18 protein-coding genes, 1 other RNA gene and 1 pseudogene are annotated in these 21,908 nt (G+C 58.4%); 18 read left to right on the top strand and 2 right to left on the bottom strand.

Annotated features, from left to right (window positions below; all coding sequences use genetic code 11):
• Positions 1-142: 142 nt before the first annotated feature.
• The 15 genes and pseudogenes from ABVT35_RS16660 to murB all read left to right on the top strand — a co-directional run bounded on the left by ABVT35_RS16660 (position 143) and on the right by murB (position 16,555).
• Positions 143-673 carry a lytic transglycosylase domain-containing protein gene (locus tag ABVT35_RS16660; protein ID WP_368467713.1) on the top strand — a complete coding sequence of 177 codons (531 nt, stop codon included), beginning with the start codon at positions 143-145 and terminating at the stop codon, positions 671-673.
• Positions 674-793: 120 nt separating this feature from the next.
• Positions 794-1,975, top strand: coding sequence for a dipeptidase (locus ABVT35_RS16655; RefSeq protein WP_368467711.1), 1,182 nt, complete (start codon positions 794-796; stop codon positions 1,973-1,975).
• A gap of 72 nt (positions 1,976-2,047) precedes the next feature.
• Positions 2,048-2,482, top strand: an RNA gene (gene rnpB / locus ABVT35_RS16650) — RNase P RNA component class A.
• Positions 2,483-2,803: 321 nt separating this feature from the next.
• Complete coding sequence (mraZ, locus tag ABVT35_RS16645) at positions 2,804-3,262, top strand: division/cell wall cluster transcriptional repressor MraZ (protein ID WP_368467709.1); 459 nt, start codon at positions 2,804-2,806, stop codon at positions 3,260-3,262.
• Positions 3,259-4,287 (top strand): 16S rRNA (cytosine(1402)-N(4))-methyltransferase RsmH, encoded by a 1,029-nt coding sequence (gene rsmH / locus ABVT35_RS16640; protein ID WP_368467708.1) that lies wholly within the window; start codon positions 3,259-3,261, stop codon positions 4,285-4,287. Before mraZ ends, rsmH begins: the two co-directional genes overlap by 4 nt.
• Before the next feature lie 4 nt (positions 4,288-4,291).
• On the top strand, positions 4,292-4,657 hold the full coding sequence (locus tag ABVT35_RS16635; protein WP_368467706.1) for a hypothetical protein: 366 nt from the start codon (positions 4,292-4,294) through the stop codon (positions 4,655-4,657).
• A gap of 5 nt (positions 4,658-4,662) precedes the next feature.
• On the top strand, positions 4,663-6,387 hold the full coding sequence (locus ABVT35_RS16630; protein WP_368467911.1) for a peptidoglycan D,D-transpeptidase FtsI family protein: 1,725 nt from the start codon (positions 4,663-4,665) through the stop codon (positions 6,385-6,387).
• A 79-nt stretch (positions 6,388-6,466) separates the two neighbouring features.
• Positions 6,467-7,912: pseudogene (locus ABVT35_RS16625) on the top strand (UDP-N-acetylmuramoyl-L-alanyl-D-glutamate--2,6-diaminopimelate ligase); the annotation flags it as partial.
• A 15-nt stretch (positions 7,913-7,927) separates the two neighbouring features.
• Positions 7,928-9,376 (top strand): UDP-N-acetylmuramoylalanyl-D-glutamyl-2,6-diaminopimelate--D-alanyl-D-alanine ligase, encoded by a 1,449-nt coding sequence (locus ABVT35_RS16620; RefSeq protein WP_368467910.1) that lies wholly within the window; start codon positions 7,928-7,930, stop codon positions 9,374-9,376.
• Positions 9,376-10,479: a phospho-N-acetylmuramoyl-pentapeptide-transferase gene (gene mraY / locus ABVT35_RS16615; RefSeq protein ID WP_368467705.1), complete on the top strand. Its 1,104-nt coding sequence runs from the start codon at positions 9,376-9,378 to the stop codon at positions 10,477-10,479. The genes ABVT35_RS16620 and mraY overlap by 1 nt, the downstream gene beginning before the upstream one ends.
• 4 nt (positions 10,480-10,483) lie before the next feature.
• On the top strand, positions 10,484-11,890 hold the full coding sequence (gene murD, locus ABVT35_RS16610) for a UDP-N-acetylmuramoyl-L-alanine--D-glutamate ligase (protein WP_368467703.1): 1,407 nt from the start codon (positions 10,484-10,486) through the stop codon (positions 11,888-11,890).
• 2 nt (positions 11,891-11,892) lie between these two features.
• The gene (locus tag ABVT35_RS16605) at positions 11,893-13,053 is read left to right on the top strand and encodes an FtsW/RodA/SpoVE family cell cycle protein (RefSeq protein ID WP_368467701.1); all 1,161 of its coding nucleotides are present in this window, start codon (positions 11,893-11,895) and stop codon (positions 13,051-13,053) included.
• A gap of 3 nt (positions 13,054-13,056) precedes the next feature.
• On the top strand, positions 13,057-14,175 hold the full coding sequence (gene murG, locus ABVT35_RS16600) for an undecaprenyldiphospho-muramoylpentapeptide beta-N-acetylglucosaminyltransferase (RefSeq protein ID WP_368467699.1): 1,119 nt from the start codon (positions 13,057-13,059) through the stop codon (positions 14,173-14,175).
• Positions 14,172-15,587 (top strand): UDP-N-acetylmuramate--L-alanine ligase, encoded by a 1,416-nt coding sequence (gene murC / locus ABVT35_RS16595; protein ID WP_368467698.1) that lies wholly within the window; start codon positions 14,172-14,174, stop codon positions 15,585-15,587. The genes murG and murC overlap by 4 nt, the downstream gene beginning before the upstream one ends.
• A 32-nt stretch (positions 15,588-15,619) precedes the next feature.
• Positions 15,620-16,555 (top strand): UDP-N-acetylmuramate dehydrogenase, encoded by a 936-nt coding sequence (gene murB, locus ABVT35_RS16590; RefSeq protein WP_368467909.1) that lies wholly within the window; start codon positions 15,620-15,622, stop codon positions 16,553-16,555.
• A gap of 19 nt (positions 16,556-16,574) precedes the next feature.
• Here murB and ABVT35_RS16585 read toward each other — a convergent pair whose 3' ends face one another.
• Positions 16,575-16,904: a multidrug efflux SMR transporter gene (locus ABVT35_RS16585; RefSeq protein ID WP_368467696.1), complete on the bottom strand. Its 330-nt coding sequence runs from the start codon at positions 16,902-16,904 to the stop codon at positions 16,575-16,577.
• A 219-nt stretch (positions 16,905-17,123) separates the two neighbouring features.
• Here ABVT35_RS16585 and ABVT35_RS16580 point away from each other — a divergent pair, with 219 nt between their 5' ends.
• Positions 17,124-19,175, top strand: a complete 2,052-nt coding sequence (locus ABVT35_RS16580) for a molybdopterin-dependent oxidoreductase (RefSeq protein ID WP_368467695.1) — start codon at positions 17,124-17,126, stop codon at positions 19,173-19,175.
• A gap of 18 nt (positions 19,176-19,193) precedes the next feature.
• Positions 19,194-19,640, top strand: a complete 447-nt coding sequence (locus ABVT35_RS16575) for a pyridoxamine 5'-phosphate oxidase family protein (RefSeq protein WP_368467693.1) — start codon at positions 19,194-19,196, stop codon at positions 19,638-19,640.
• Here the strand turns inward: ABVT35_RS16575 and ABVT35_RS16570 are convergent.
• A complete protein-coding gene (locus ABVT35_RS16570; RefSeq protein ID WP_368467692.1) occupies positions 19,637-20,389 on the bottom strand; it encodes a GNAT family N-acetyltransferase in 753 nt (250 codons plus the stop codon). The genes ABVT35_RS16575 and ABVT35_RS16570 overlap by 4 nt on opposite strands.
• 151 nt (positions 20,390-20,540) lie before the next feature.
• On the opposite strand from ABVT35_RS16570, the gene ABVT35_RS16565 reads away from it, so the two are divergent.
• A complete protein-coding gene (locus ABVT35_RS16565) occupies positions 20,541-21,908 on the top strand; it encodes a PLP-dependent aminotransferase family protein (RefSeq protein WP_368467691.1) in 1,368 nt (455 codons plus the stop codon).

Raw genomic sequence — 21,908 nt, 5'->3', positions numbered from 1 at the left:
GCAACATGGTTAATTTTTACGGGCTGTAACGCAACGTTACGGAAATGCCACCATTCACCAGAAATCGCCACTAGGAATGATGCCGGAAATTTACTGGCCGCCATGGGTATTGCGTTGGCGGTTGTTTGTTCGGAGTGACGGAATGACAAGAACTGGAACCTTTATAGGCGCAATCGTATGTGCCGGCCTGGTTTCACTCTCCTCGGCTGCTCTTGCCGAAGAAGAGAAAACGGAAAACAAGGGTATCGATCTGAGTGCGGTGACATCGGCCATTTTCAAGCCGGCCGACAAATCGGTGCAAAGCAATCCCAAATATTCGCGGCTGATCAACAGCTACGCAAAAAAACACGGTGTGCCGTCGAACCTCGCACATGCCGTCGTTCGGGTTGAGAGCAATTTCAATCCCAAGGCGCGCGGCCGGGCCGGTGAAATCGGACTGATGCAGATCAAATTGGCGACTGCGCGGCTGATGGGCTACAAAGGGTCGAAGAAGGGGCTCTACGACCCCGAGACCAATATCAAGTACGGCATGAAATATCTCGGCAAGGCGCATGAGCTGAGCGGTGGCAAAACCTGCGGCACGATTCTTCGCTACAACGCCGGCCATGCGGCAAAGCGCATGAACAAGATATCATCCAGATACTGCACCAAGGTGAAGAAGATCATCAGCTAGGCCAACTTGCCGGCGATATCTGCATAGTGCGGGCCAGGCAGTCGACGTTTCAAAGCAACTCTTGGAAGTGCCTTTCTGAATTGCTACATCACGTTGCAATTCAAGTTAGGGGGAGTTGATTTGAAAAAGCGCCATTTGTTCTGGATCGTACCGCTCGTATTAATCGTGGCGGGGGGCGTCGCCCTGCACTATGTTGCGCCGGGTCTGGTTGAAAACGGTCAAAATGCTGTCGAGCGCGACGGAACGCGAACGGCCTCACAAGAGGCCCGGGCCCTCCACAAAACCCTGAACGTAGCCGACCTTCATGCCGATTCCCTGTTGTGGAAGCGGGATCTCCTGACGCGTTCGGACCGCGGTCATGTCGACGTGCCGCGCATGGTTGAAGGCAATCTCGCGCTGCAGGTGTTTACGACAGTCACCAAATCCCCCAAGGGACAGAATTACGAGGCGAACAGCAGCGATGCGGCCGACAATATCACGCTGCTTGCCCTGGCGCAGATGTGGCCGCCGAGCACCTGGCAAAACCTGACGGAAAGGGCGCTTTATCAGGCGCAAAAGCTCTACGGGTTTGCTGAACGCGCGCCCGAGCGGCTGATCATCATCGAAAACAGTGATGACCTGAAATCGTTGATATCACGCCGCGCCAGTGGAGATGAGGTTGTCGGCGGTCTGCTAGGAACGGAAGGTTCGCACGCCCTTTCGAAAAACCTGGACAATATTTCGCGGTTGTACGATGCGGGCTTTCGTTTGATGAGCCTGCAGCATTTCTTCGACAATGCGCTCGGCGGCTCGCTTCACGGTTCCGGTAAGAAGGGTTTGACTGAATTCGGCAAGCAGGCCGTTCGGAAAATGGAAGACATGGGGATTATGATCGATGTGTCCCACTCATCCGAGAATGTCGTGCGCGATACGCTTGCGATCGTCAAACGACCGCTGATTGTCAGCCACACGGGCACGCGTGGTCACTGCAACACGCATCGCAACATATCCGATGATCTCATGGTTGAGATCGCCAATCGAGGCGGGCTGATCGGTATTGGTTACTGGGATGCGGCGATCTGCGACTATTCGCCAGAGGGTATAGCCAAGGCAATCCAGGCGGCGGTTGCCCTGGTCGGAGAGGATCACGTTGCGCTTGGGTCGGATTTTGACGGTGCGGTTACCACCAAGCTCGATGCATCGGAACTGGTACTGATTACCGAGGCGCTGCTGGATCTGGGGATGGATGAAGAAATCATCCGCAAGGTCATGGGTCAGAACCAGATCGACTTCTTTATGAAGAACCTTCCGACCGGGTCGTAGCGCCTGCCAATCACATCGCACACACGGCTGGATTTGCTGGCCTTTTCTCCTGAGCTCGGTTATTGAGGGCTGCCAGCCGGCCGGACAGCCGCGCTCAGCAACGCCGAAAGGTGGCGGGGTGAGGAAAGTCCGGGCTCCACGGAAACACGGTGCCGGATAACATCCGGCGGGGGTAACCCCAGGGAAAGTGCCACAGAAAGCAAACCGCCCCGCCAGCATTCCGGTCCGTCCGACCACCGGTCGGGACCTGAATGCCGGCGGGGTAAGGGTGAAAGGGTGGGGTAAGAGCCCACCGCATTTCTGGCAACAGGAATGGCAGGGTAAACCCCACCGGGAGCAAGACCGAATTGGGATGACACGGGGCGCGAGCCCCAGCCCGTTTCCGGGTGGGTCGTCCGGGTAGGTTGCTAGAGGCGGGATGCAAATCCTGCCCCAGACGAATGGCTGTCACGTCCGTCATTGATTTGGCGGGCCATACAGAACCCGGCTTACAGGCCGGCTGGCGCTTTGATTCTCTCATTAAGTTGATCACACCACGGCGGGGTCGCAAACACCTGCCCGCCGGCGTTAACTTTTAGAATTCATTAACCAAAATCACGCTTGTATGGGGAGTCCTGAAACCGCGATAGATCAACTTGATCCCATTGACGCCCAAATTATCCCATGTTATCCCAAACACACTGTGTGAGGGATGTTCAGGCGTAACCCCATGGCGGGTCCGGAATGTGCGTCGCGACGCGACGTTGATCCACCTGCGCAGCTTGCGGTCAGTAATCTCCGGAGGCGGCATGTTATGGTTAGAAGGCCTGGAAACGGCGGTTTTGCGTAATGAACCGGTTCCTGTCGAATGCGACAAACAAGATCGATGCGAAGGGCAGGGTCTCCGTACCCGCCCAGTTTCGCAACGTATTGTCTCGCCTCGACATTCAGGAACTCTACGCCATCCAGGATTTCATATATCCGGCGGTCACCGTCGGCGGCCCGGACCTGCTCGATCGTTTCGAACGGCAGATCGACGGTGGCGATCCGTTCTCGATGGACGCCAACGACATGTCGCTGCTTATTCATGGCGGCGGGGTGTTTTTGAAACTGGACGGCGAGGGCCGTCTGATGGTGAGCGACTTCATACGCGACTATACCGGAATTACCGACCAGGTGACCTTTGTCGGCCGTTCCGATCACTTTCAGCTTTGGGACCCTGTTTGCTACGAGGAAAAACGACAGGAAGCCCTGAGCCGGCGCATGGCGGGGGGACAGCCTCGGGCCGGCCAAGGAGAAACGGGATGAGCGCGCACTCTGGCGGCATTGAAGATGACGCCGGTGGCGGACCAGTGCGCCATATCCCGGTTCTTCTTAACGAAGTCCTGTCCGCGCTGCAGCCGGAGCGCGGACAGGTCGTTCTCGACGGCACATTCGGTGCCGGCGGATATACAAAGGCCGTACTTGACCGCGGCGCCAGCGTGATTGCACTCGACCGCGATCCGAACGCCATCGCCGGAGGCGGCGCGCTTGCCGATGCATATCCCGATCAATTGCAGCTTGTACACGCGCGTTTCAGCGATCTTGCCGATCACGCGCCAAAAGGCGGGCTCGACGGTATCATGCTGGATATCGGTGTCTCGTCGATGCAGATTGATGAAGCCGAAAGGGGTTTTTCCTTTCAAAAGGACGGGCCGCTCGACATGCGCATGTCGGAAGCAGGGCCAACGGCCGCCGATGTCGTCAACACATTGAAGGCCTCTGACCTTGCCCGCATTTTCGGCTTTCTCGGCGAGGAGAAGCAGGCCGGCCGCATCGCCCGGGCGATCGAAGGCCGCCGCAAGACGGAACGGTTTGCCACGACGCGCGATCTTGCCGGGTTTATCGAAACGGTAAAACCGCGAAAGGCGCGCGACAAAATTCACCCGGCGACCCGGGTCTTCCAGGCACTGAGAATATTCATCAATGAAGAACTGACCGAACTCGCCAGCGCATTGTTTGCGGCCGAACGGGCACTGAAACCAGGCGGAAGGCTTGTGGTCGTTACCTTCCATTCGCTAGAGGACCGCATCGTCAAGCGCTTCTTCCAGGACCGTTTCGGCAGAACCGGTGGTGGCTCCCGCCATCTGCCGGTCACGGAAGAAGTGCCCGTGACCTTCAGACCCGTCGGAAAACCGCTTGTCGCGGTCAGTGACGAGGAAGCGCAGGCAAACCCGCGGGCACGGTCGGCAAAGCTGCGGGCCGGAATGCGCACAGATGTGGCTGCCCGCGATGCCGATTATGCCATATTCGGGCTACCGAACCTGCCCGTCGTTTCATCGATAGGGGGCTGAGGCTGTGCTGAAGACCATCGACTTCGTGATCATTGCCTTGATGGCTGCAGCAGCCGTGATGACCTTTCACATTAAATTCCAGGCCGAAGAACAGCTTGCAGAGATCAAAAAGCTGGAAGCCGATATCCGCCTTGAAGAAGATACGATCGATCTGCTGAATGCCGACTGGAGCCTGCTTGTCCAGCCGGGACGGTTGCAGAACCTGGTAGAGACGCACAATGAGGACCTTGGCCTCGAAATCACGGAGCCGCACCAGATGGTCCGTCCGGAAGAATTGCCGGCACGCGTCCGTGACCTGCCTGAACCCGTGCGCGAAATGATGGCGGATCTGCCGGACAATGAGACTGTTACGGGGTCGGTGGCGCAATGACTCGGATGCTCCAGCGTTTTCGGAAGAGATTAAGACGGCGAAAGCAGGTGGAAGTGCCCGAACGGCCGATCGTCGTCGACGGCGCGCGAAAATCATCCGGCAATCAGACGCGAAACCGCATTACGCTGGTCATGATTGGCGCTTGTCTCGTCTACGCGATCATTGCAGGACGGTTGATCCAATACGGATTTCGTGATCTTGCCATGGTCTCGGGTATTGCCCGCGGCAGCGAACTGCTGGCATCAAGGCCGGATCTTCTGGACCGCAACGGACAGGTGCTGGCAACCGATATCCGCACCGTTTCGCTTTACGCAAAACCGCACAAGATCACCGATCCTGACGAGGTCATCGAGCGACTCTCAACGGTGTTGCCGGAACTTGATGTGCGCACGGTTTACCGCAAGCTGACGTCGAAATCGCAATTCCAGTGGCTTCGCCGTCAACTCACCCCCAAACAGCAGAACGATATTCTTGCCCTGGGTATTCCGGGCGTCGGTTTTCGACCGGAAAAGCGCCGCTTCTATCCCGGCGGCCCGACGGCCTCGCACATTGTCGGTCACGTCAATATTGACAACAAGGGTATTGCCGGCATGGAAAAATATGTCGACGGGCAGGGGCTCGCTGACCTTGCCGCCGTCGGCATGACCATCGAACAGCAGCTTGAGCCGGTGCGCCTTTCAGTTGATCTGCGCGTGCAGCATATCGTGCGCGACGAGTTGTCGGCCGCCATGCAGCGCTACAGGGCCATTGCCGCTGGCGCGGTGGTGCTCAATGCAAAGACCGGCGAAGTGCTGGCGATGTCGTCGCTGCCGGACTACGACCCGAATATTCCCGCGCAGGCGCTGGAAAAGGACCGGTTGAACCGCATGTCCGCCGGCACCTACGAGATGGGATCGACCTTCAAGGCCTTTACCACGGCGATGGCCCTGGATTCGGGCCTTGTCACCATGAAGGACAGTTTTGATGCCCGGCGTCCGATCAGGATCGCGGGTCACACAATCAGCGATTTTCACGGCAAACACCGGGTTCTGACGGTCCCCGAGATTTTCATCTATTCGTCCAATATCGGCACTGCCAAGATGGCCGATGTCGTCGGTATACAGGGCCAGCGCGACTTCCTGACCCGCATCGGCCTTCTGACACGCATGCCGACCGAATTGCCTGAGGTTACCCGGCCGAGCCAGCCGAAAGTGTGGAAGAAAATCAATTCGATCACCATTTCCTTCGGCCACGGTGTGGCAACAACGCCTCTGCAAACGGCCATGGCCGCCGCCGCCATGCTGAATGGCGGAAATCTGATCCCGCCGACCTTTCTTCCGCGTAGCGAAGAGGAGGCTCTGCGCATTGCAACGCGGGTGATCAAACCGGAAACCAGCGCCAATATGCGTTACCTGATGCGCCTCAACGTCAAAAAAGGCTCGGGGCGGCGTGCCGAAGTGCCGGGCTTTCGCGTTGGTGGCAAGACGGGTACCGCCGAAAAGGTGGTCAATGGCCGCTACTCCTCCAGTGTTCGCTTCAATGCCTTTCTTTCGGCCTTTCCCATAGAGGATCCACAATTTGTCGTGCTGGTGGTGATTGACGAGCCGAAACCGGCCGAGGGACAGAGATCGGCAACAGCCGGCCTCAACGCAGCTCCTACGGTCAAGGCGATCATCCGGCGTTCCGCCGCGCTTCTAGGGGTCCGGCCTTCTTTCGGTGAAGGTGAAGACGCCTTGCTTGTGTCATATTGAGTCTGACATAAGCACATTGAGTTGCATTGCTGGCCCTGGGCCGAAGCACGGCAAGACAAAGGAATGATGGCACGACACGATGAAGCTGAATGTACTGGCCGGGGAATTTGCCACTATCCCGACGGAATTAGCTGATCTGGAAATAACGGGCCTTTCGGCCAACAGCCGGGATGTGCAGCCGGGATATGCATTTGCTGCGATCGCCGGCCAGGTCAGGGATGGCGCCGAGTTTATCGGCGACGCAAAGGCCCGTGGCGCAAGGGCTATCATTACATCCGGACAAAGCGATTTTCCCGATCCCGGCCTGCCGGTCATCCGTGTTTCCGAGCCGCGACGGTTCCTTGCGAAAGCTGCAGCACGGTTCTATGGCGCGCAGCCTGAAACCATGGTTGCCGTGACCGGCACCGCCGGCAAGACCTCCGTTGCTTCCTTTACCAGGCAGATATGGGAGCGCAGCGGAAAATCGGCGGCGATGGTCGGGACCACCGGCGTTGAATCGCCTACCCGCAGGGAATATGCCCATCTGACGACGCCGGATCCGGTGGTTTTGCACAGGCTTTTGAGCGAGCTCCATGGAGAAGGTGTCACCCATTGCGCGATGGAGGCTTCCAGCCACGGTCTCGATCAGCACAGGCTCGATGGCGTTCAGCTGGCTGCCGGCGCCTTTACGAACCTGGGGCGCGATCATCTCGATTACCATCCCACTGTCGAAGACTATTTCGCAGCCAAGATGCGGCTTTTCGAGGCGCTGCTTGCGCCGGGCGCGCCGGCGGTCATATTCGCTGACGATGCCTGGTCCGAGCGGGCTGTGGAAACCGCTAAGGCAAGAGGGCTCAATGTTCTGACGGTCGGCCGCAACGGCACCTTCCTGACGCTGAAGCGTGTCGAACATCGGCGCCACCAGCAGGTCGCCGAAATCCACCATGCAGGCGCCATCTATCAGGTCAGTATTCCGCTGGCCGGTGATTTTCAGCTTTCAAATGCACTGGTTGCCGCGGGGCTTGCAATAGCCACCGGCGTTCCCGCCGGAGAAGCGATTGCTGCGCTGGAACATTTGCGCGGTGCCTCCGGCAGGCTCGAACTCGTCGGATCGACGCAAAACGGTGCTCCCGCCTATGTGGATTACGCCCACAAGCCCGACGCGCTGGAGCAGGTGCTGCAATCGGTCCGTCCCTTCACCACCGGCCGCGTAATTGTGGTATTCGGCTGTGGCGGCGACCGTGACCGCGGCAAAAGACCCATGATGGGCGAGATTGCGACCCGGCTTGCCGATGTGGTGATTGTCACGGATGACAATCCGCGCAGCGAGGAACCAGCGAGCATCAGGGCCGAAATTCTTGCCCAGGCGCCCGGTGCACTCGAGATCGGCGACCGGGGCCAGGCGATATCGGATGCGGTGACCATGCTTGCCGAGGGCGATACGCTCGTTGTGGCAGGCAAGGGGCATGAAGAGGGCCAGACCATCGGCGACAATGTGTTGCCGTTTTCGGACCACGAGCAAATCAGAAAGGCTATCGCCGAGCGGACACCGAGAGCCTGGTTGTGGACGACCGCGGACATGTTGGACGCCATGAGCGGCCGACCTGTCGGCGACCTTCCGGACGGCATCGACGGCATTTCCATCGACAGCCGGTCGATTGGAAAGGGCCACGCCTTTTTTGCCATCAAGGGTGACCGGCTCGACGGTCATGATTTTGCTAGTGCGGCCGTTGCAAATGGTGCGGCGCTACTGGTCGTTTCGGAGGCCAAGCTTCCGGCGCTGGGACGGGTAACGGCACCGATGATTGTCGTCGATGACGTGCTGGAAGCGATGAGCCGGTTGGGGGTTGCAGCGCGTGCCCGTACAAAGGCGCGGATTATTGCCGTAACCGGGTCGGTGGGCAAAACCACGACAAAGGAAATGCTGCGGCACGTGTTGTCGGCTCAGGGAAAGGTGCACGCCTCCGTCGCCTCTTTCAACAATCATTGGGGCGTGCCCCTTACGCTAGCGCGCATGCCGCAGGACACCGCATTCGGTGTATTCGAGATCGGTATGAACCATGCAGATGAAATCAGGCCGTTGGTCAAGCTGGTGCGTCCGCATATCGCGATTGTTACAGCGATTGCGGCGGCGCATCTCGGGCACTTCAAGAACCTTGCTGAAATTGCCGCGGCAAAAGCAGAGATTTTCGAGGGTGTAGAGTCGGGCGGCCATGTTCTGCTCAACCGGGACAGCGAGAAATTCGCGCAGCTCAAAAAGGCGGCAACGGCGTGTGATATCGCCAATATTCACGGGTTCGGTGAACACAAGCAGGCCGATATCAGGCTAATGAAATGGCAGGCACTGGAGAACGGCTCGGTCGCCGATGCCAATATTCTCGGTGAGGCGTGTGTCCTGAATATCAGTGTGCCCGGTCGCCATATTGCGCAAAACGCCCTGGCGGTTGCGGCCGCCGCAAAGCTTGCAGGTGCGGACCTTGCCACGGTGGCTGACGCATTTCGCGACCTTGCACCCGCAAAAGGGCGCGGCACCCGCCATACACTTCAACTTGAAGGCGGCACGGTCATCCTGATCGACGAAAGCTACAATGCCAACCCGGCTTCAATGCGCGCCGGCATCGACCTGTTGCGCGATACGCCCGTTGCGGAAGATGGTCGCCGCATCGCAGTCCTCGGCGACATGCTGGAACTCGGCTCGTTCTCGCAGAAACTGCATGCGGAGCTTCAAGTCCCGATCGAAAAGTCGGGTACCGACATCGTGCTTCTTGGCGGGGCGGAAATGAAGGCCCTCAATGAGGCGCTGCCCGATGAAATCTCCCATCAGCACAGGGAAACCGCCGAGGAGCTGGAAAGCGTGCTTCTGGACACTGTTCGCGCGGGCGATGTGGTCATGATCAAATCCTCAAACGGCATCGGGTTTTCCAGACTCGTAGCCGCCTTGCTTGACAAGTATCCGGTGGTGTCCGACAGCGGGGTGGGACACAAAATGCATGAGGGGGTATCCGCTTAATGCTCATCTGGCTTGTCGAACTTTCCGATCATTTCCAGATCTTCAATCTTTTCAGGTACATAACCTTTCGGACTGGGGCAGCTACGGTCACCTCCGCGTTAATAGTATTTCTGTTCGGACCGCGAATCATCGCATCATTGAGCCTGCGTCAGGGGCATGGGCAACCGATTCGGGCGGATGGACCGCAAACCCATTTCAAAAAGGCAGGTACGCCCACCATGGGCGGATTGATGATGCTGACCGGCATTATCATCAGCGCGCTTTTGTGGGCCGACCTGTCGAGTGTCTATGTGGTTGTTACACTTCTCGTAGCGCTTGGATTTGGTGCTATCGGCTTTTACGACGACTATCTCAAGGTCACGCAGCAGACGCATGGCGGAATGTCCGGCAAGGTGCGCCTGCTTGTTGAATTCATCATCGCGGGCATAGCGGTCTATGCCATCATGGTTGCATCCATGGCCGCCGGTGGCGGCAACGGGGCAAGCTTCGGCTCGTCGCTGGCCTTTCCCTTCTTCAAGGACCTCGTTGTCGATCTCGGACTTTTCTACATCGCCTTTGGTGCATTTGTGGTGGTGGGTGCGGGCAATGCTGTCAATCTGACAGACGGTCTCGACGGTCTCGCCATCGTTCCAATCATGATTGCCGCGGCCTCCTTTGGCGTCATCGCCTATCTCGCCGGTAACGCCGTTTTTGCGAACTATCTTCAGATCAATTTTGTGCCCGGAACCGGCGAGCTAGCGGTTGTTCTCGGCGCGGTTATCGGCGCGGGGCTCGGATTTTTGTGGTTCAACGCGCCGCCCGCCGCCATTTTCATGGGCGATACCGGATCTCTGGCGCTCGGCGGACTTGTCGGCACGGTTGCGGTCGCCACCAAGCATGAACTGGTCATGATTATCATTGGCGGATTGTTCGTGGCTGAAGCCCTTTCGGTCATCATTCAGGTGGCATCGTTCAAATTGACCGGCAGGCGCGTCTTTCTGATGGCTCCCATCCACCATCATTTCGAAAAGCTCGGCTGGACCGAGAGCCAGGTCGTGATCCGCTTCTGGATTATTGCCGTCGCACTTGCCATGCTTGGCCTGGCTACCCTGAAGTTGCGGTGATGCGATGATTGCAGCAACTGTTTTTTCGGGAAAAAAGGTTGCTCTTTTCGGTTTGGGCGGATCGGGCATTGCGACCGCCCATGCGCTGATAGCGGGCGAGGCTGATGTCGTTGCCTGGGATGACAATCCGGACCGCGTGGCAGAGGCGGAAAAAGCAGGTATTCCGGTCGCTGACCTGAGATCCCTCGACTGGTCCACGGTTGTGGCGCTGGTGCTTGCACCGGGCGTTCCGCTGACCCACCCCAAACCACATTGGAGTGTTGATCTTGCCCGCCCGGCCGGCGTTGAGATCATTGGCGATGTGGAGCTTTTTGTTCGTCAGCGCCGCATTCAGGCGCCGGACAGCCCGTTCATTGCGATCACCGGCACAAACGGGAAGTCGACGACTACGGCTCTGATTGCGCATATTCTGCAAGAGGCCGGGCGCGACACGCAGCTCGGCGGCAATATCGGCACGGCTATCATGACACTGGAGCCGCCAAAAGATGGCCGGTTCTACGTCGTTGAATGTTCCTCCTATCAGATCGACCTGTCACCCTCGATCAATCCAACAGCGGGGATCTTATTGAATCTGTCACCCGATCATCTCGACCGGCACGGCACGATGCAGCACTATGCCGAGGTGAAGGAACGGCTGGTTGCCGGCAGCGACCTTGCGATTGTCGGCACCGACGATCACTGGTGTGCGCTGATTGCAGACCGGTTGCAGCGCGCCTCGACGCGGGTGGTCCGTATTTCGAAGCGCGAAGTACTGGCCGATGGTTACTATGCCGCCGGCACGGTGATCATGCGTGCATCCGGTGGCACGGCACATGCGGTTGCCGATCTTGCGGGCATCACCACGCTGCGTGGTGCGCATAATGCACAAAATGCCGCCGCGGCAATTGCAGCCTGCATTGCCGTCGGGCTTTCCGAAAAGGAAGTGTTTGACGGTCTCCAAAGTTTTGCCGGGTTGCAGCACAGGATGCAGCCGGTCGCGCGCCGTGGCCGGGTTCTTTTCGTCAACGATTCAAAAGCAACGAATGCGGAAGCCTCGGCGCCGGCGCTTTCAAGCTTCAAGCGCATCTACTGGATTGCCGGCGGCCTGCCGAAGGAAGGCGGAATACAGCCGTTGTCGAGCTGGTATTCTCACATTGTGAAAGCCTATCTGATTGGTGAGGCTGCGCCGTCATTTGCCGCAACGCTGGGGCGGAATGTTGCCTATGAGATTGCCGAAACGCTTGACCGGGCGGTTGCTCGCGCCGCAGCGGATGCGGCGGAGGACGGGAGTGAGGAACCGGTGGTGCTGCTGTCGCCGGCCTGTGCAAGCTTCGACCAATACAAGAATTTCGAAATACGCGGCGATGCATTTGTAAAGCATGTCTCGCAATTGCCGGATATCACCATGCTGGTTGAGACGGGGGGCACCTGACGATGGTAAGCCGCGCGGAACGGGGACCGATTTCCGATTGGTTCTGGACCATAGACAGAACCCTGCTGGCGATCTTCGTCATACTGACCGGTCTTGGCTTCATGCTGTCATTTGCCGCCAGTCCAGGCGTTGCGGAACGTCTCGACATCGACAATTTCCATTTTGTCAAAAGGCACGCGCTTTTCATCTTCCCGGCGCTCGGGCTGATGATCGGCCTTTCGTTTCTGTCGCCCAAACAGGTGCGGCGCGGCGCGCTCTTGCTGCTTGCACTGTCGATTGCCATGATGGTGTTTACGCAGTTCTACGGCTTTGAAGCCAAGGGATCGCGGCGCTGGTTTGCCATTGCCGGCTTTTCCATACAGCCTTCGGAATTCCTCAAGCCCGCCTTCATCATTATCTGCGCGTGGCTGTTTTCCGAGCATTCGCGCCAGCCGGATATTCCGGGCAACCTCTTTGCCATCATTCTTTTCGGCATTGTGGTGGCGCTGCTTGTGGCACAGCCCGACCTGGGACAGACGATACTCGTCACCATTTCGTGGGGAACGCTGTTTTTCATGGCGGGCATGCCCTGGTTCTGGATTATCCTGCTGGCGGGCGTGGCCATCGCTCTTTTCGTTTCGGCATATTTTGTCTTTCCGCATGTTGCCGGGCGCATCGATCGGTTCTGGACCGGTGAGGGGGATACGCACCAGGTCGATACCGCGCGTGAGGCGATTGTGCGTGGTGACTGGTTCGGACAGGGCCCCGGCGAAGGAACGATCAAACGGATCCTGCCCGACAGCCATACGGATTTCATTTTCTCGGTTGCCGCTGAGGAATTCGGGATCCTTTTCTGCCTGGCGCTTGTCCTGATATTCGGTTTTATCGTGTTGCGCGGCCTTGGGCACGCAAACCGTGAAGGAGACGAATTTACGCGGCTTGCGATTGCCGGGCTTACGCTTCTTGTCGGCCTGCAGTCGATGATCCATATCGGGGTCAATCTCGAGCTGTTGCCTGCCAAGGGCATGACCTTGCCGCTGATCTCCTATGGCGGCTCATCCATGCTTGCGATTTCAATTACAGCCGGCTTTCTGCTTGCGCTTACCAGGCGCAATCCGGAAAAGCGCGCCACGGGCCGCCGAAAATCCTATCAGGACGCGTCGATGCCGGCGGAACAGGTGTAGGCCATGAATCCTGTTTTGCTTTGCGCCGGTGGCACCGGCGGCCACCTGTTTCCGGCTGAAGCCCTGGCGCATGAGCTGCGCGGCCGCGGTGTATCCGTACATCTTGCAACGGACGAGCGGGCCGAACGGTTTTCCGGCTCGTTTCCGGCTGACGAAATTCACATCATTCCGTCCGCAACCATCACTTCCAAAAACCCGATTGCGCTGGCGCGGACGGGTTTGAAGCTATTTAAGGGACTGCGCCAGTCGGGTCGCCTACTCGCACGATTGCGGCCTTCTGTTGTGGTCGGATTTGGAGGCTATCCGACATTGCCGCCAGTGATGGCAGCGAGCCGCGGCGGAATTCCGTCGGTCATTCATGAGCAAAATGCGGTGATGGGCAGGGCAAACAAGTTCCTGGCGGGGCGTGTGACGGTTATTGCCGGCGGTTTTCTTGCGGCAGGAGAGGGGCCCTTTGGGGACAAGGTCATCACGACCGGCAATCCGGTACGGCCGGATGTCCTGAAAGCAGCGGAAACGCCATATCAGGCGCCAGGGGTCCATCAGCCGTTTCATCTGCTGGTGTTCGGTGGCAGCCAGGGTGCGCGGTTCTTTTCCGAAATCATGCCCGAAACGCTGGTCCTATTGCCGGAAAACCTGCGCAAGAGGCTGCGTATCACCCAGCAGGCCCGTCCGGAAGACCAGGATGCGCTCAAACGGTTTTATGAGGATAACATTATCGATGCGGAAATTTCGCCATTCTTCGGCGATATGGCTGAGCGCATTGCAAACGCCCATCTTGTGATCAGCCGTTCCGGTGCTTCGACTGTTTCGGAAGTTTCGGTTATCGGCCGCCCGTCCATTCTGGTGCCATTTCCCTATGCGCTGGACCATGATCAGGCGGCAAATGCAGCAGCTCTTGAGGAAAAAGGCGGAGCGCAGCTGGTCCGCCAATCGGAGCTTGATGCCGAGAAGCTTGCGACAACGCTTGCGTTGTTCATGGAGGAGCCTGATAAACTGGCTGAGATGGCAAAAAGCGCAAAAGCTGCGGGAAAGCCGGATGCAACAAGCTTGCTTGGCGATCTGGTTACGGATATTGCGGGCGGGAAATCGCCATTTGAAAAACGAGGTGCGCAGCAATGAAAATGCCGCAGAATATCGGTCTGGTGCATTTTGTCGGTATTGGCGGCATTGGCATGAGCGGTATTGCCGAAATGCTCCACAATCTCGGTCACAACGTCCAGGGGTCCGATATATCCGACAATGCCAATGTGCAGCGACTGCGCGAAAAGGGTATTCCGGTCGCAATCGGACACAAGGGCGAAAATCTTGGTGAAGCGGAAGTGCTGGTCGTCTCGACCGCCATCCGCAAGGACAACCCTGAACTTATATCCGCGCGCGAACGTAATATTCCAATCGTGCGCCGGGCCGAAATGCTTGCTGAACTGATGCGGTTCCGCAATGCCGTCGCGATAGGTGGCACGCACGGCAAAACCACGACGACATCAATGGTGGCGACGCTGCTCGACGCCGGCGGGCTCGATCCGACGGTTATCAACGGCGGCATCATCAACGCTTACGGGACAAACGCCCATATGGGCGGCGGCGAGTGGATGGTCGTCGAGGCCGATGAATCCGACGGCACATTCCTGAAGCTGCCTGCCGATGTTGCAGTTGTCACCAACATCGATCCGGAACACCTCGATCACTACGGCACGTTCGACAATGTGCGCGAGGCGTTTTCGCAGTTTGTGGAAAATGTCCCGTTCTACGGCTTTGGCGTGATGTGTGTTGACCATCCGGAAGTCCAGGCGCTGGTCAGCCGTATCGACGATCGCCGTGTTGTCACCTACGGTGAAAATCCGCAGGCCGATGTGCGCTATTCAAACCACCGCCAGGACGGCGCCACATCGATATTTGATATTACCATACGCCACCGCAAAACCGGCGAGACCACCGAGATCAACGATCTGAAACTGCCGATGCCGGGTCAGTACAACGTGGCAAATGCCACCGCGGCCATTGCGGTCGCGCACGAACTTGGACTTGATGCGGAGGCAATTGCACGCGGGCTGGCAGCCTTTGGCGGAGTGAAGCGGCGTTTTACCAATGTCGGCAATTGGCACGGTGTGAATGTGTATGACGACTACGCCCATCATCCCGTCGAGATCAAGGCCGTCTTGTCCGCTGCACGCAATGCCTGTTCTGGACGGGTTATCGCCATTGCGCAGCCGCATCGCTACACCAGGCTTGAAAGCCTGTTCGATGAATTCGCAGCCTGTTTCAACGATGCCGACATAGTTGCCATTGCTCCGGTATTTGCCGCTGGCGAGGAGCCTATCGAAGGCGTGTCCGCTGAGGAGTTGGTAATGCGAATTCGAGCGGGCGGACACCGGGACGCCCGTGTCCTTGATGGACCCGATGACCTTGCGCCGATGGTTGCCTCTGTTGCGCAGAAGGATGATTTTGTCGTGTGCCTCGGTGCCGGCAGCATTACCGGCTGGGCAGCGGCGCTGCCAAATGACCTGCAGGCGCTGAACGGGGCGGGCGAATGAGCGACGATGCAAGCCGGACCATTCTCGAAACAATGCCCGATGTCTTTGACGGATTGCGCGGGGCCGTTACGCCCAACGCACCGATGGCCAATGTCACCTGGTTTCGCGTTGGTGGTCCGGCTGAGGTCATGTTCCAGCCGGCCGACAGCGATGACCTTGCAGAATTCCTGAAAAAACTCCCTGAGGAAGTGCCGGTCCTGGTTGTCGGCATAGGCTCGAATTTACTGATCCGCGACGGCGGCATTCCCGGTGTCGTCATCCGTCTTTCGGCCAAGGGATTCGGCAGTGTCTCGCAGGTCTCCCAGACGCGCATGGAAGCCGGTGCTGCCTGCCCGGACAAGAGACTGGCAGCTGCGGCGCACCAGGCCGGTATCGGGGGATTTCACTTCTACCATGGAATACCTGGCGGTATCGGCGGGGCATTGCGCATGAACGCCGGTGCCAACGGTACGGAAACATGCGACAGGGTTGTCGAGGTGCATGCGCTGGATCGCAGCGGCAAAAAACACGTGCTGTCCAATGCCGAGATGGGCTATGCCTACCGTCATTCGGATGCGTCGCCTGATCTGATTTTTACCCACGCCGTGTTCGAGGGCTATCGCGAAGACGGCGACACCATCCGCAAGGAGATGGACGCGGTGCAGCACCATCGCGAGACCGTCCAGCCGATCCGCGAGAAAACCGGCGGTTCGACCTTCAAGAATCCGCCCGGCACATCCGCCTGGAAGGAAATAGATGCTGCAGGCTGCCGCGGTCTTTTGGTCGGGGCTGCACAGATGTCGCCAATGCACTGCAATTTCATGATCAATACGGGCAACGCCACCGCCTATGATCTGGAAACGCTCGGCGAAACCGTACGGGCGCGCGTTCTTGAGAATTCCGGTATTCGCCTGGAATGGGAAATCAAGCGGCTTGGCAATTTCCGTGACGGCCAGATGGTGCAGGAGTTTCTGGGCAGGCTGCTTTAGAGCAGGGCACTCAGACCCGCTAGTGCGCCGCGGAATTTGAAAGTGTGTTGATGACCAGTACCCCGGCGAGGATCAGTCCGATACCGAAAAGAGCCGGAAGATCGAGCGTCTGTTTGTAGTAGAAATAACCAACAAGTGAAATGACGACGATACCCGCGCCCGACCAGATGGCGTAGGCGATGCCCATGGGTATCGTCCGCAGTGCCAGTGCCAGGAAATAGAAGGCGACGGCAAACCCGATTGCGGTAATGGTCGAGGGGCCGACACGGGTAAAGCCTTCAGATGCTTTGAGGGCTGACGTACCGATAACCTCACCGGTGATTGCAACGGCCAAAAATATCCAGTTCACGCGCGCCTCCGATTGGTCACTGAATTCCACGCAACACAACCACCCACTTGGCGCTGCAATGTCAATCCATGTTTTGAAGGCCGGGCGATTTTTCTCAACTGTTTCGGTTCGCGCAATTGGTATGCGGATTTTCTTCATAAATGGTCATTTTTCCGGGTCCGTTTGCTTTGTATCCTCGTCTTTTCGCCAAATGATGAGCTCCAAGCCGAGATCAGGACCATGAATGAACTAGCCAGGACTGTTACCAAGCCGAGTGTTTGTCCGCTCGACTGTCCCGATACGTGTTCCCTTTCCGTTACCGTCGTCGACGGCAAGCTTTCAGCCATTCACGGATCAAATGCCAATCCGTTCACCGACGGGGTCATCTGCAACAAGGTCGCCCGGTCCTATCCGCAATTCGTACATGGCCCCGGTCGCCTGACCCAACCCTTGAAGCGCACGGGCAAGCGCGGGGAGGGCAAGTTCGAGCCGGTATCCTGGAAAGAAGCCATCGATCTTGTTCACGACGGCTTCAGTCGGGCGATCGACAAATATGGCCCACAGTCCGTCATGCCGTTCAACTATGCGGGCCCGCATGGCGAGCTTTCGGGCGGTTCCATGGATCGGCGCTTTTTTCACAGGCTTGGCGCGACGCTGCTCAACCGCGGGCCGTTGTGCGGGATCGTACGCGGCACGGCCTATACGAGCCTTTATGGCCCGGCTCCCGGAATGCCGCCTGAGCAGGCCCGCGACGCCGATCTCGTCGTTGTCTGGGGAAACAACGTCACCGTTTCCAACCTGCATCTGATGCGCGTTCTCAAAGATATACGAAAAAGCGGCACACGGCTGGTGGTCATCGATCCGAAGCGCACCAAGATCGCCGAGCGCAGCGATCTGTTTCTGCAGATAACGCCGGGCACCGACGTCATACTGGCAATGGCCGTGGCGGCGGAACTGGAACGGCGCGGCGCGCTGGATATGGAGTTCATTTCGAAGTGGACCGTCGGCTTCGATCGCTACATGGGGCAGGCGCGGCAATATTCGCCAGCCGATGTCGAAGCGCAGTGCGGGCTCTCAGCAGAAGCGTTTCACACATTCGTCGGGCTCTATGCGGGCGCCGAAACGGTTGCGGCCTCCCTCGGCAACGGTATCGAGCGTGGACGCAGCGGCGGTTCCGGCCTTCGTGCGGGCATGGCGCTGCAGGCCCTGACCGGCAATCACGGCCGGCGCGGAGCCGGCGTTATCGCCAAGCCGGGCCTTGCAGCTCCCAAAACCACTGACCGGTTGCAGCGACCCGACCTCATCCCGGAGGGAACCCGCACCTTCAACATCGTGGACGTTGCGCAAAAACTGCTGGATGACAATCTCGACCCGCCGGTGATGGCGACCATGATCTATAACCACAACCCGGTCTGTACGCACCCGGACCAGAAGACCTTGATGCGGGCGCTGCAGCGGGACGATCTGTTCATTGCCGGCTGCGACGTCGTGATGACGGACAGCATGGCCTTTGCCGATGTCATTTTACCCGCGGCCAGTCATTTCGAATTTGACGATGTCTATGGAGCCTATGGTCAGAATTACGTGCAGCGTGCCGAACCCCTAATTCCATGTGTCGGCGAGAGCCTGCCCAATACGGAAATCTTCCGCAGGTTGGCCGAGCGCTTCGGATTTGACGAACCGATATTTGCGGAAAGCGACGAAACGCTGATGGATCTTGCTTTCGATGGAAGCGATCCGCGCATGCAGGGTTTCAAGCCCAGCAAATTGCCGCTGGACAGGGCGCTGGAGATGACGGTGTCGGAAGGGGCAGAACCCATCATGTGCGCGACAGTCTCTCCGGCGACGCCATCGGGAAAAATCGAACTCTATTCCGAGGATCTCGAGAGCAGGTTCGGTTACGGCGTGCCGCGCTTCGAGCCGGTGGCGCGCGATTATCCGCTCGTGCTCATTTCCCCGTCTTCCGACAAGCGAACAAACGCCACCTTCGGCGGCTGTGAAGATTCGGAAGGTGCGGAAGTGGTCGAGGTCAACCCTGCCGATGCAACGGCGCGGGGATTGAAAACCGGCGATATGGCTATGGTTCGAAACGATCTGGCGGAGGTTGCGCTAAGGGTTCAGGTGAGCGACGCGGTGCGCCCGGGTGTCCTCTATAGTCCAAAGGGGACCTGGTTGCGCACGAGTGCGACCGGCAATACGGTCAACGCGCTGATTTCAGCGCAGATCCGGACCGATATCGAAGACGGCGCCTGCTACAACGAAACTTTTGTCGATATCGCGCCCGTGTCGTGACGTCCGGAGATTAACGAGATGCTCACTGCGCCGATGAAGACCCTGATCCGCAATCACACCGCAGGTATGGTTGCAACGGTCAATGAGGATGGGACCCCGTCGGTTTCACCGAAGGCGACGTTTGTCATATTTGATGAACAGACGATTGCCTTCGGCAATATCCGCTCGCCGAGAACACTGGCCAATCTGCGCAGAAATGCATCGATCGAGGTGTGCTTCATCGACGTTGTCACCCGCCAAGCGGTCAGGGTGATCGGAACGGGTTCGATTATTTCCAAGTCCAAGGCGAGCACCGGGATGCTTGCCGCTTTCGAGGAACTTTGGGGAGATTATGTTCCGCGCATGTCGGCGTTCGTTTCAATAGCCGTGAGCGATGCGGAAATGATCCTGTCTCCCGCTTACGATGCCGGCCAAACCGAGGAGGATCTTCGGGTGGCCAATCTTGCGCGGCTGAACGCACTCTAGCCGACGCGGCGCTCTCTGTCGGGCCGGTTTTTCATTGCTTCGCTGAGGGATGTCCGCGCCTTGCCGGCCGCATCGAAGTTTGACGGATCGAGCCACTCGCTGATAAGCGCACGGACATCCGGCCACTCGTCGTCGAGGATGGAATACCAGGCCGTGTCCCGGTTCATGCCCTTGAAGATCAGGTTGTTGTAAAAGATCCCCTCGAACCGGAAACCGAGCCGCCGGGCGGCGTTGCGTGACTTGCTGTTCAGCGCATTGCACCGCCATTGCATGCGCCGGTAGCCAAGACCGTCCATTGCGTGACACAGCATCAGGTAAAGCGCTTCGGTGGCGGCGCGGCTGCGCTGGAGTTTTGGTGAAAACCAGATATGACCGATCTCGATGACACCGTCTTCTGGATGAATATCAAGAAACGACGCCTGGCCGCAGGCCGTGCCGCCGGCGTGCTCGCGGATGGCATAGAAGATGGTGTCGAAGCTGGCCGATTGCTGTCTAAGCGTTGCCGCGTAGGACGCCACGTCGGGCCAGGGGCCGTATCTCATGTAATCCCAGATTTGAAGAGCTGCTTCAGTTTCGTGGCCTGCGTCGTAAAGCTCCTGCGCATGACGAGCCGCATTCTGGGGCTCAAGTTTCACCAATTCGCCGGAAAGCGGTGTGCGCGGCGGCACCAGCGCCGGCGGCGGAGAATTTACAACCGCCCCTGAAAGCGGGCGCGGAAAGATTTCTTCATATTCCGGGAAATGCGGCATTTCGTATCTCCATCGCGAGCCGGTTGTCTTCCTATTGCTTCCTATGTCAGAATTGAGCTGTCAAAAATGTCCAATAGTCGGAATTATGAGCAGGCCAATTCAAGTGGGCGAAAGTGCGTCGGTAGTCTTTTCCATTGACCGGACGGCAGCTATGCCGGTTTTCCAGCAGGTCTATGAGGGACTGCGCGAACGCATTGCGTCCGGGGTATTCGAAAACGGCGGTCGGCTGCCGCCGACACGGGCATTGGCGGTGGAGCTTGGCGTGTCCCGGTCGACCATCGTCACCGCCTATGAACAGCTCGTTGCCGAGGGGTATGTGGAGGGAAGGCAGGGCTCGGGCTATTCGGTCTGCCACATGGGAGAGGTGGAGTTTGCCGCGAAACAGGAAGTGCCCGCAAAGCAGATATCCGCGCCCAGGCGTTCGAGACCGAAACCCTTCAGCCCGGGCGTTCCTGATATGCGGCATTTCCCTTACAGGCAATGGGCGCGCTGTGTCGCGCGTGTCGCCAGGAACGAGCCGGAGGCGCTTGTCATACCGGACGATCTTTTCGGTGACCTGCGCCTGCGTCAGGCGATCTGTGAGCACATTTTTCAGTGGCGCGGGGTGCGTGCGACCGCCGAGCAGGTACTGATTACAGCGGGTTCGGGCGATGCGCTGGAAATCTGCATTCGCGCGCTGGCCGAGCCCGGTGACAGGATCGGGCTTGAAGATCCGGGTTATCCGCAGATCCGGCATTTTGTTTCAAGTCTTGGCATGAAGCCCCTGTGGCTGGAAGTCGGCGCGGACGGTGCCGAACTGCCGCCGGCGAGCGGCGGAAAAAAGCCCTGTCTCGTTGTCCTCACGCCAACCCAGCAATATCCGTTGGGCGGAGCGATGACACCAGGAAGACGGCTTGAATTTCTAAGCTGGGCCGAGCGGGCAAATGGCTGGCTGATCGAGGATGACTATGACAGCGAGTTTCGCTATGCGGGTCGCCCAATTCCGGCGCTTGCCAGTTTCGACCGAAACGAGCGAACCATCTATACGGGCAGTTTTTCGAAAATCTTCTCCAATAATCTGCGGCTTGGTTATCTGGTAATCCCCGATGCGCTCACGCAGCGATTTGCCGAGACGCTGAGGCGCTTTGGCGGCAAGGCGTCGGTTCTGCCCCAGCGCGCGCTGGCAACGTTTTTCGAGGATGGCGAATTTTATCGGCATTTGCGGCGGGTGCGACGTGTCTACGCGGAACGGCGGCGCGCATTGATTGATCTGCTGAAATCGGAGCTTGGCGCCGGCGCAAAGATTGAGGACCCGCAGGCCGGGATGCAGTTCGTTTTGTGCCTGCCCGATCGCTGCGACGATGCGGCCCTTTCCAGGGCGGCCGGTGCAATCGGGCTTTCAGTATCGGCATTGTCGACCTATTACGCCGGATCAAATCCGCGCAAAGGGCTGGTATTGGGCTTCTGCGGATTTACACCAGAGGAGCTTCGGGACGGCATTTTGGCGCTTGCGCCGCTGATACGCAAAACCCTGGCCTAG

It is taken from the genome of Hoeflea sp. TYP-13, assembly GCF_040932035.1.
GTDB lineage: Bacteria > Pseudomonadota > Alphaproteobacteria > Rhizobiales > Rhizobiaceae > Hoeflea_A.
Note: the sequence above shows the minus strand (reverse complement) of the source record. Positions and strands in the feature narration are given on the sequence as shown.

Excerpts from the sequence above, each read along its gene's own strand:
- ABVT35_RS16660 (WP_368467713.1), top strand. The coding sequence starts at position 143 with ATGACAAGAACTGGAACCTTTATAGGCGCAATCGTATGTGCCGGCCTG.
- mraZ (WP_368467709.1), top strand. The coding sequence starts at position 2,804 with ATGAACCGGTTCCTGTCGAATGCGACAAACAAGATCGATGCGAAGGGC.
- rsmH (WP_368467708.1), top strand. The coding sequence starts at position 3,259 with ATGAGCGCGCACTCTGGCGGCATTGAAGATGACGCCGGTGGCGGACCA.
- ABVT35_RS16630 (WP_368467911.1), top strand. The coding sequence starts at position 4,663 with ATGCTCCAGCGTTTTCGGAAGAGATTAAGACGGCGAAAGCAGGTGGAA.
- mraY (WP_368467705.1), top strand. The coding sequence starts at position 9,376 with ATGCTCATCTGGCTTGTCGAACTTTCCGATCATTTCCAGATCTTCAAT.
- murD (WP_368467703.1), top strand. The coding sequence starts at position 10,484 with ATGATTGCAGCAACTGTTTTTTCGGGAAAAAAGGTTGCTCTTTTCGGT.
- ABVT35_RS16605 (WP_368467701.1), top strand. The coding sequence starts at position 11,893 with ATGGTAAGCCGCGCGGAACGGGGACCGATTTCCGATTGGTTCTGGACC.
- murG (WP_368467699.1), top strand. The coding sequence starts at position 13,057 with ATGAATCCTGTTTTGCTTTGCGCCGGTGGCACCGGCGGCCACCTGTTT.
- murC (WP_368467698.1), top strand. The coding sequence starts at position 14,172 with ATGAAAATGCCGCAGAATATCGGTCTGGTGCATTTTGTCGGTATTGGC.
- murB (WP_368467909.1), top strand. The coding sequence starts at position 15,620 with ATGCCCGATGTCTTTGACGGATTGCGCGGGGCCGTTACGCCCAACGCA.
- ABVT35_RS16580 (WP_368467695.1), top strand. The coding sequence starts at position 17,124 with ATGAATGAACTAGCCAGGACTGTTACCAAGCCGAGTGTTTGTCCGCTC.
- ABVT35_RS16575 (WP_368467693.1), top strand. The coding sequence starts at position 19,194 with ATGCTCACTGCGCCGATGAAGACCCTGATCCGCAATCACACCGCAGGT.
- ABVT35_RS16570 (WP_368467692.1), bottom strand. The coding sequence starts at position 20,389 with ATGCCGCATTTCCCGGAATATGAAGAAATCTTTCCGCGCCCGCTTTCA.
- ABVT35_RS16565 (WP_368467691.1), top strand. The coding sequence starts at position 20,541 with ATGCCGGTTTTCCAGCAGGTCTATGAGGGACTGCGCGAACGCATTGCG.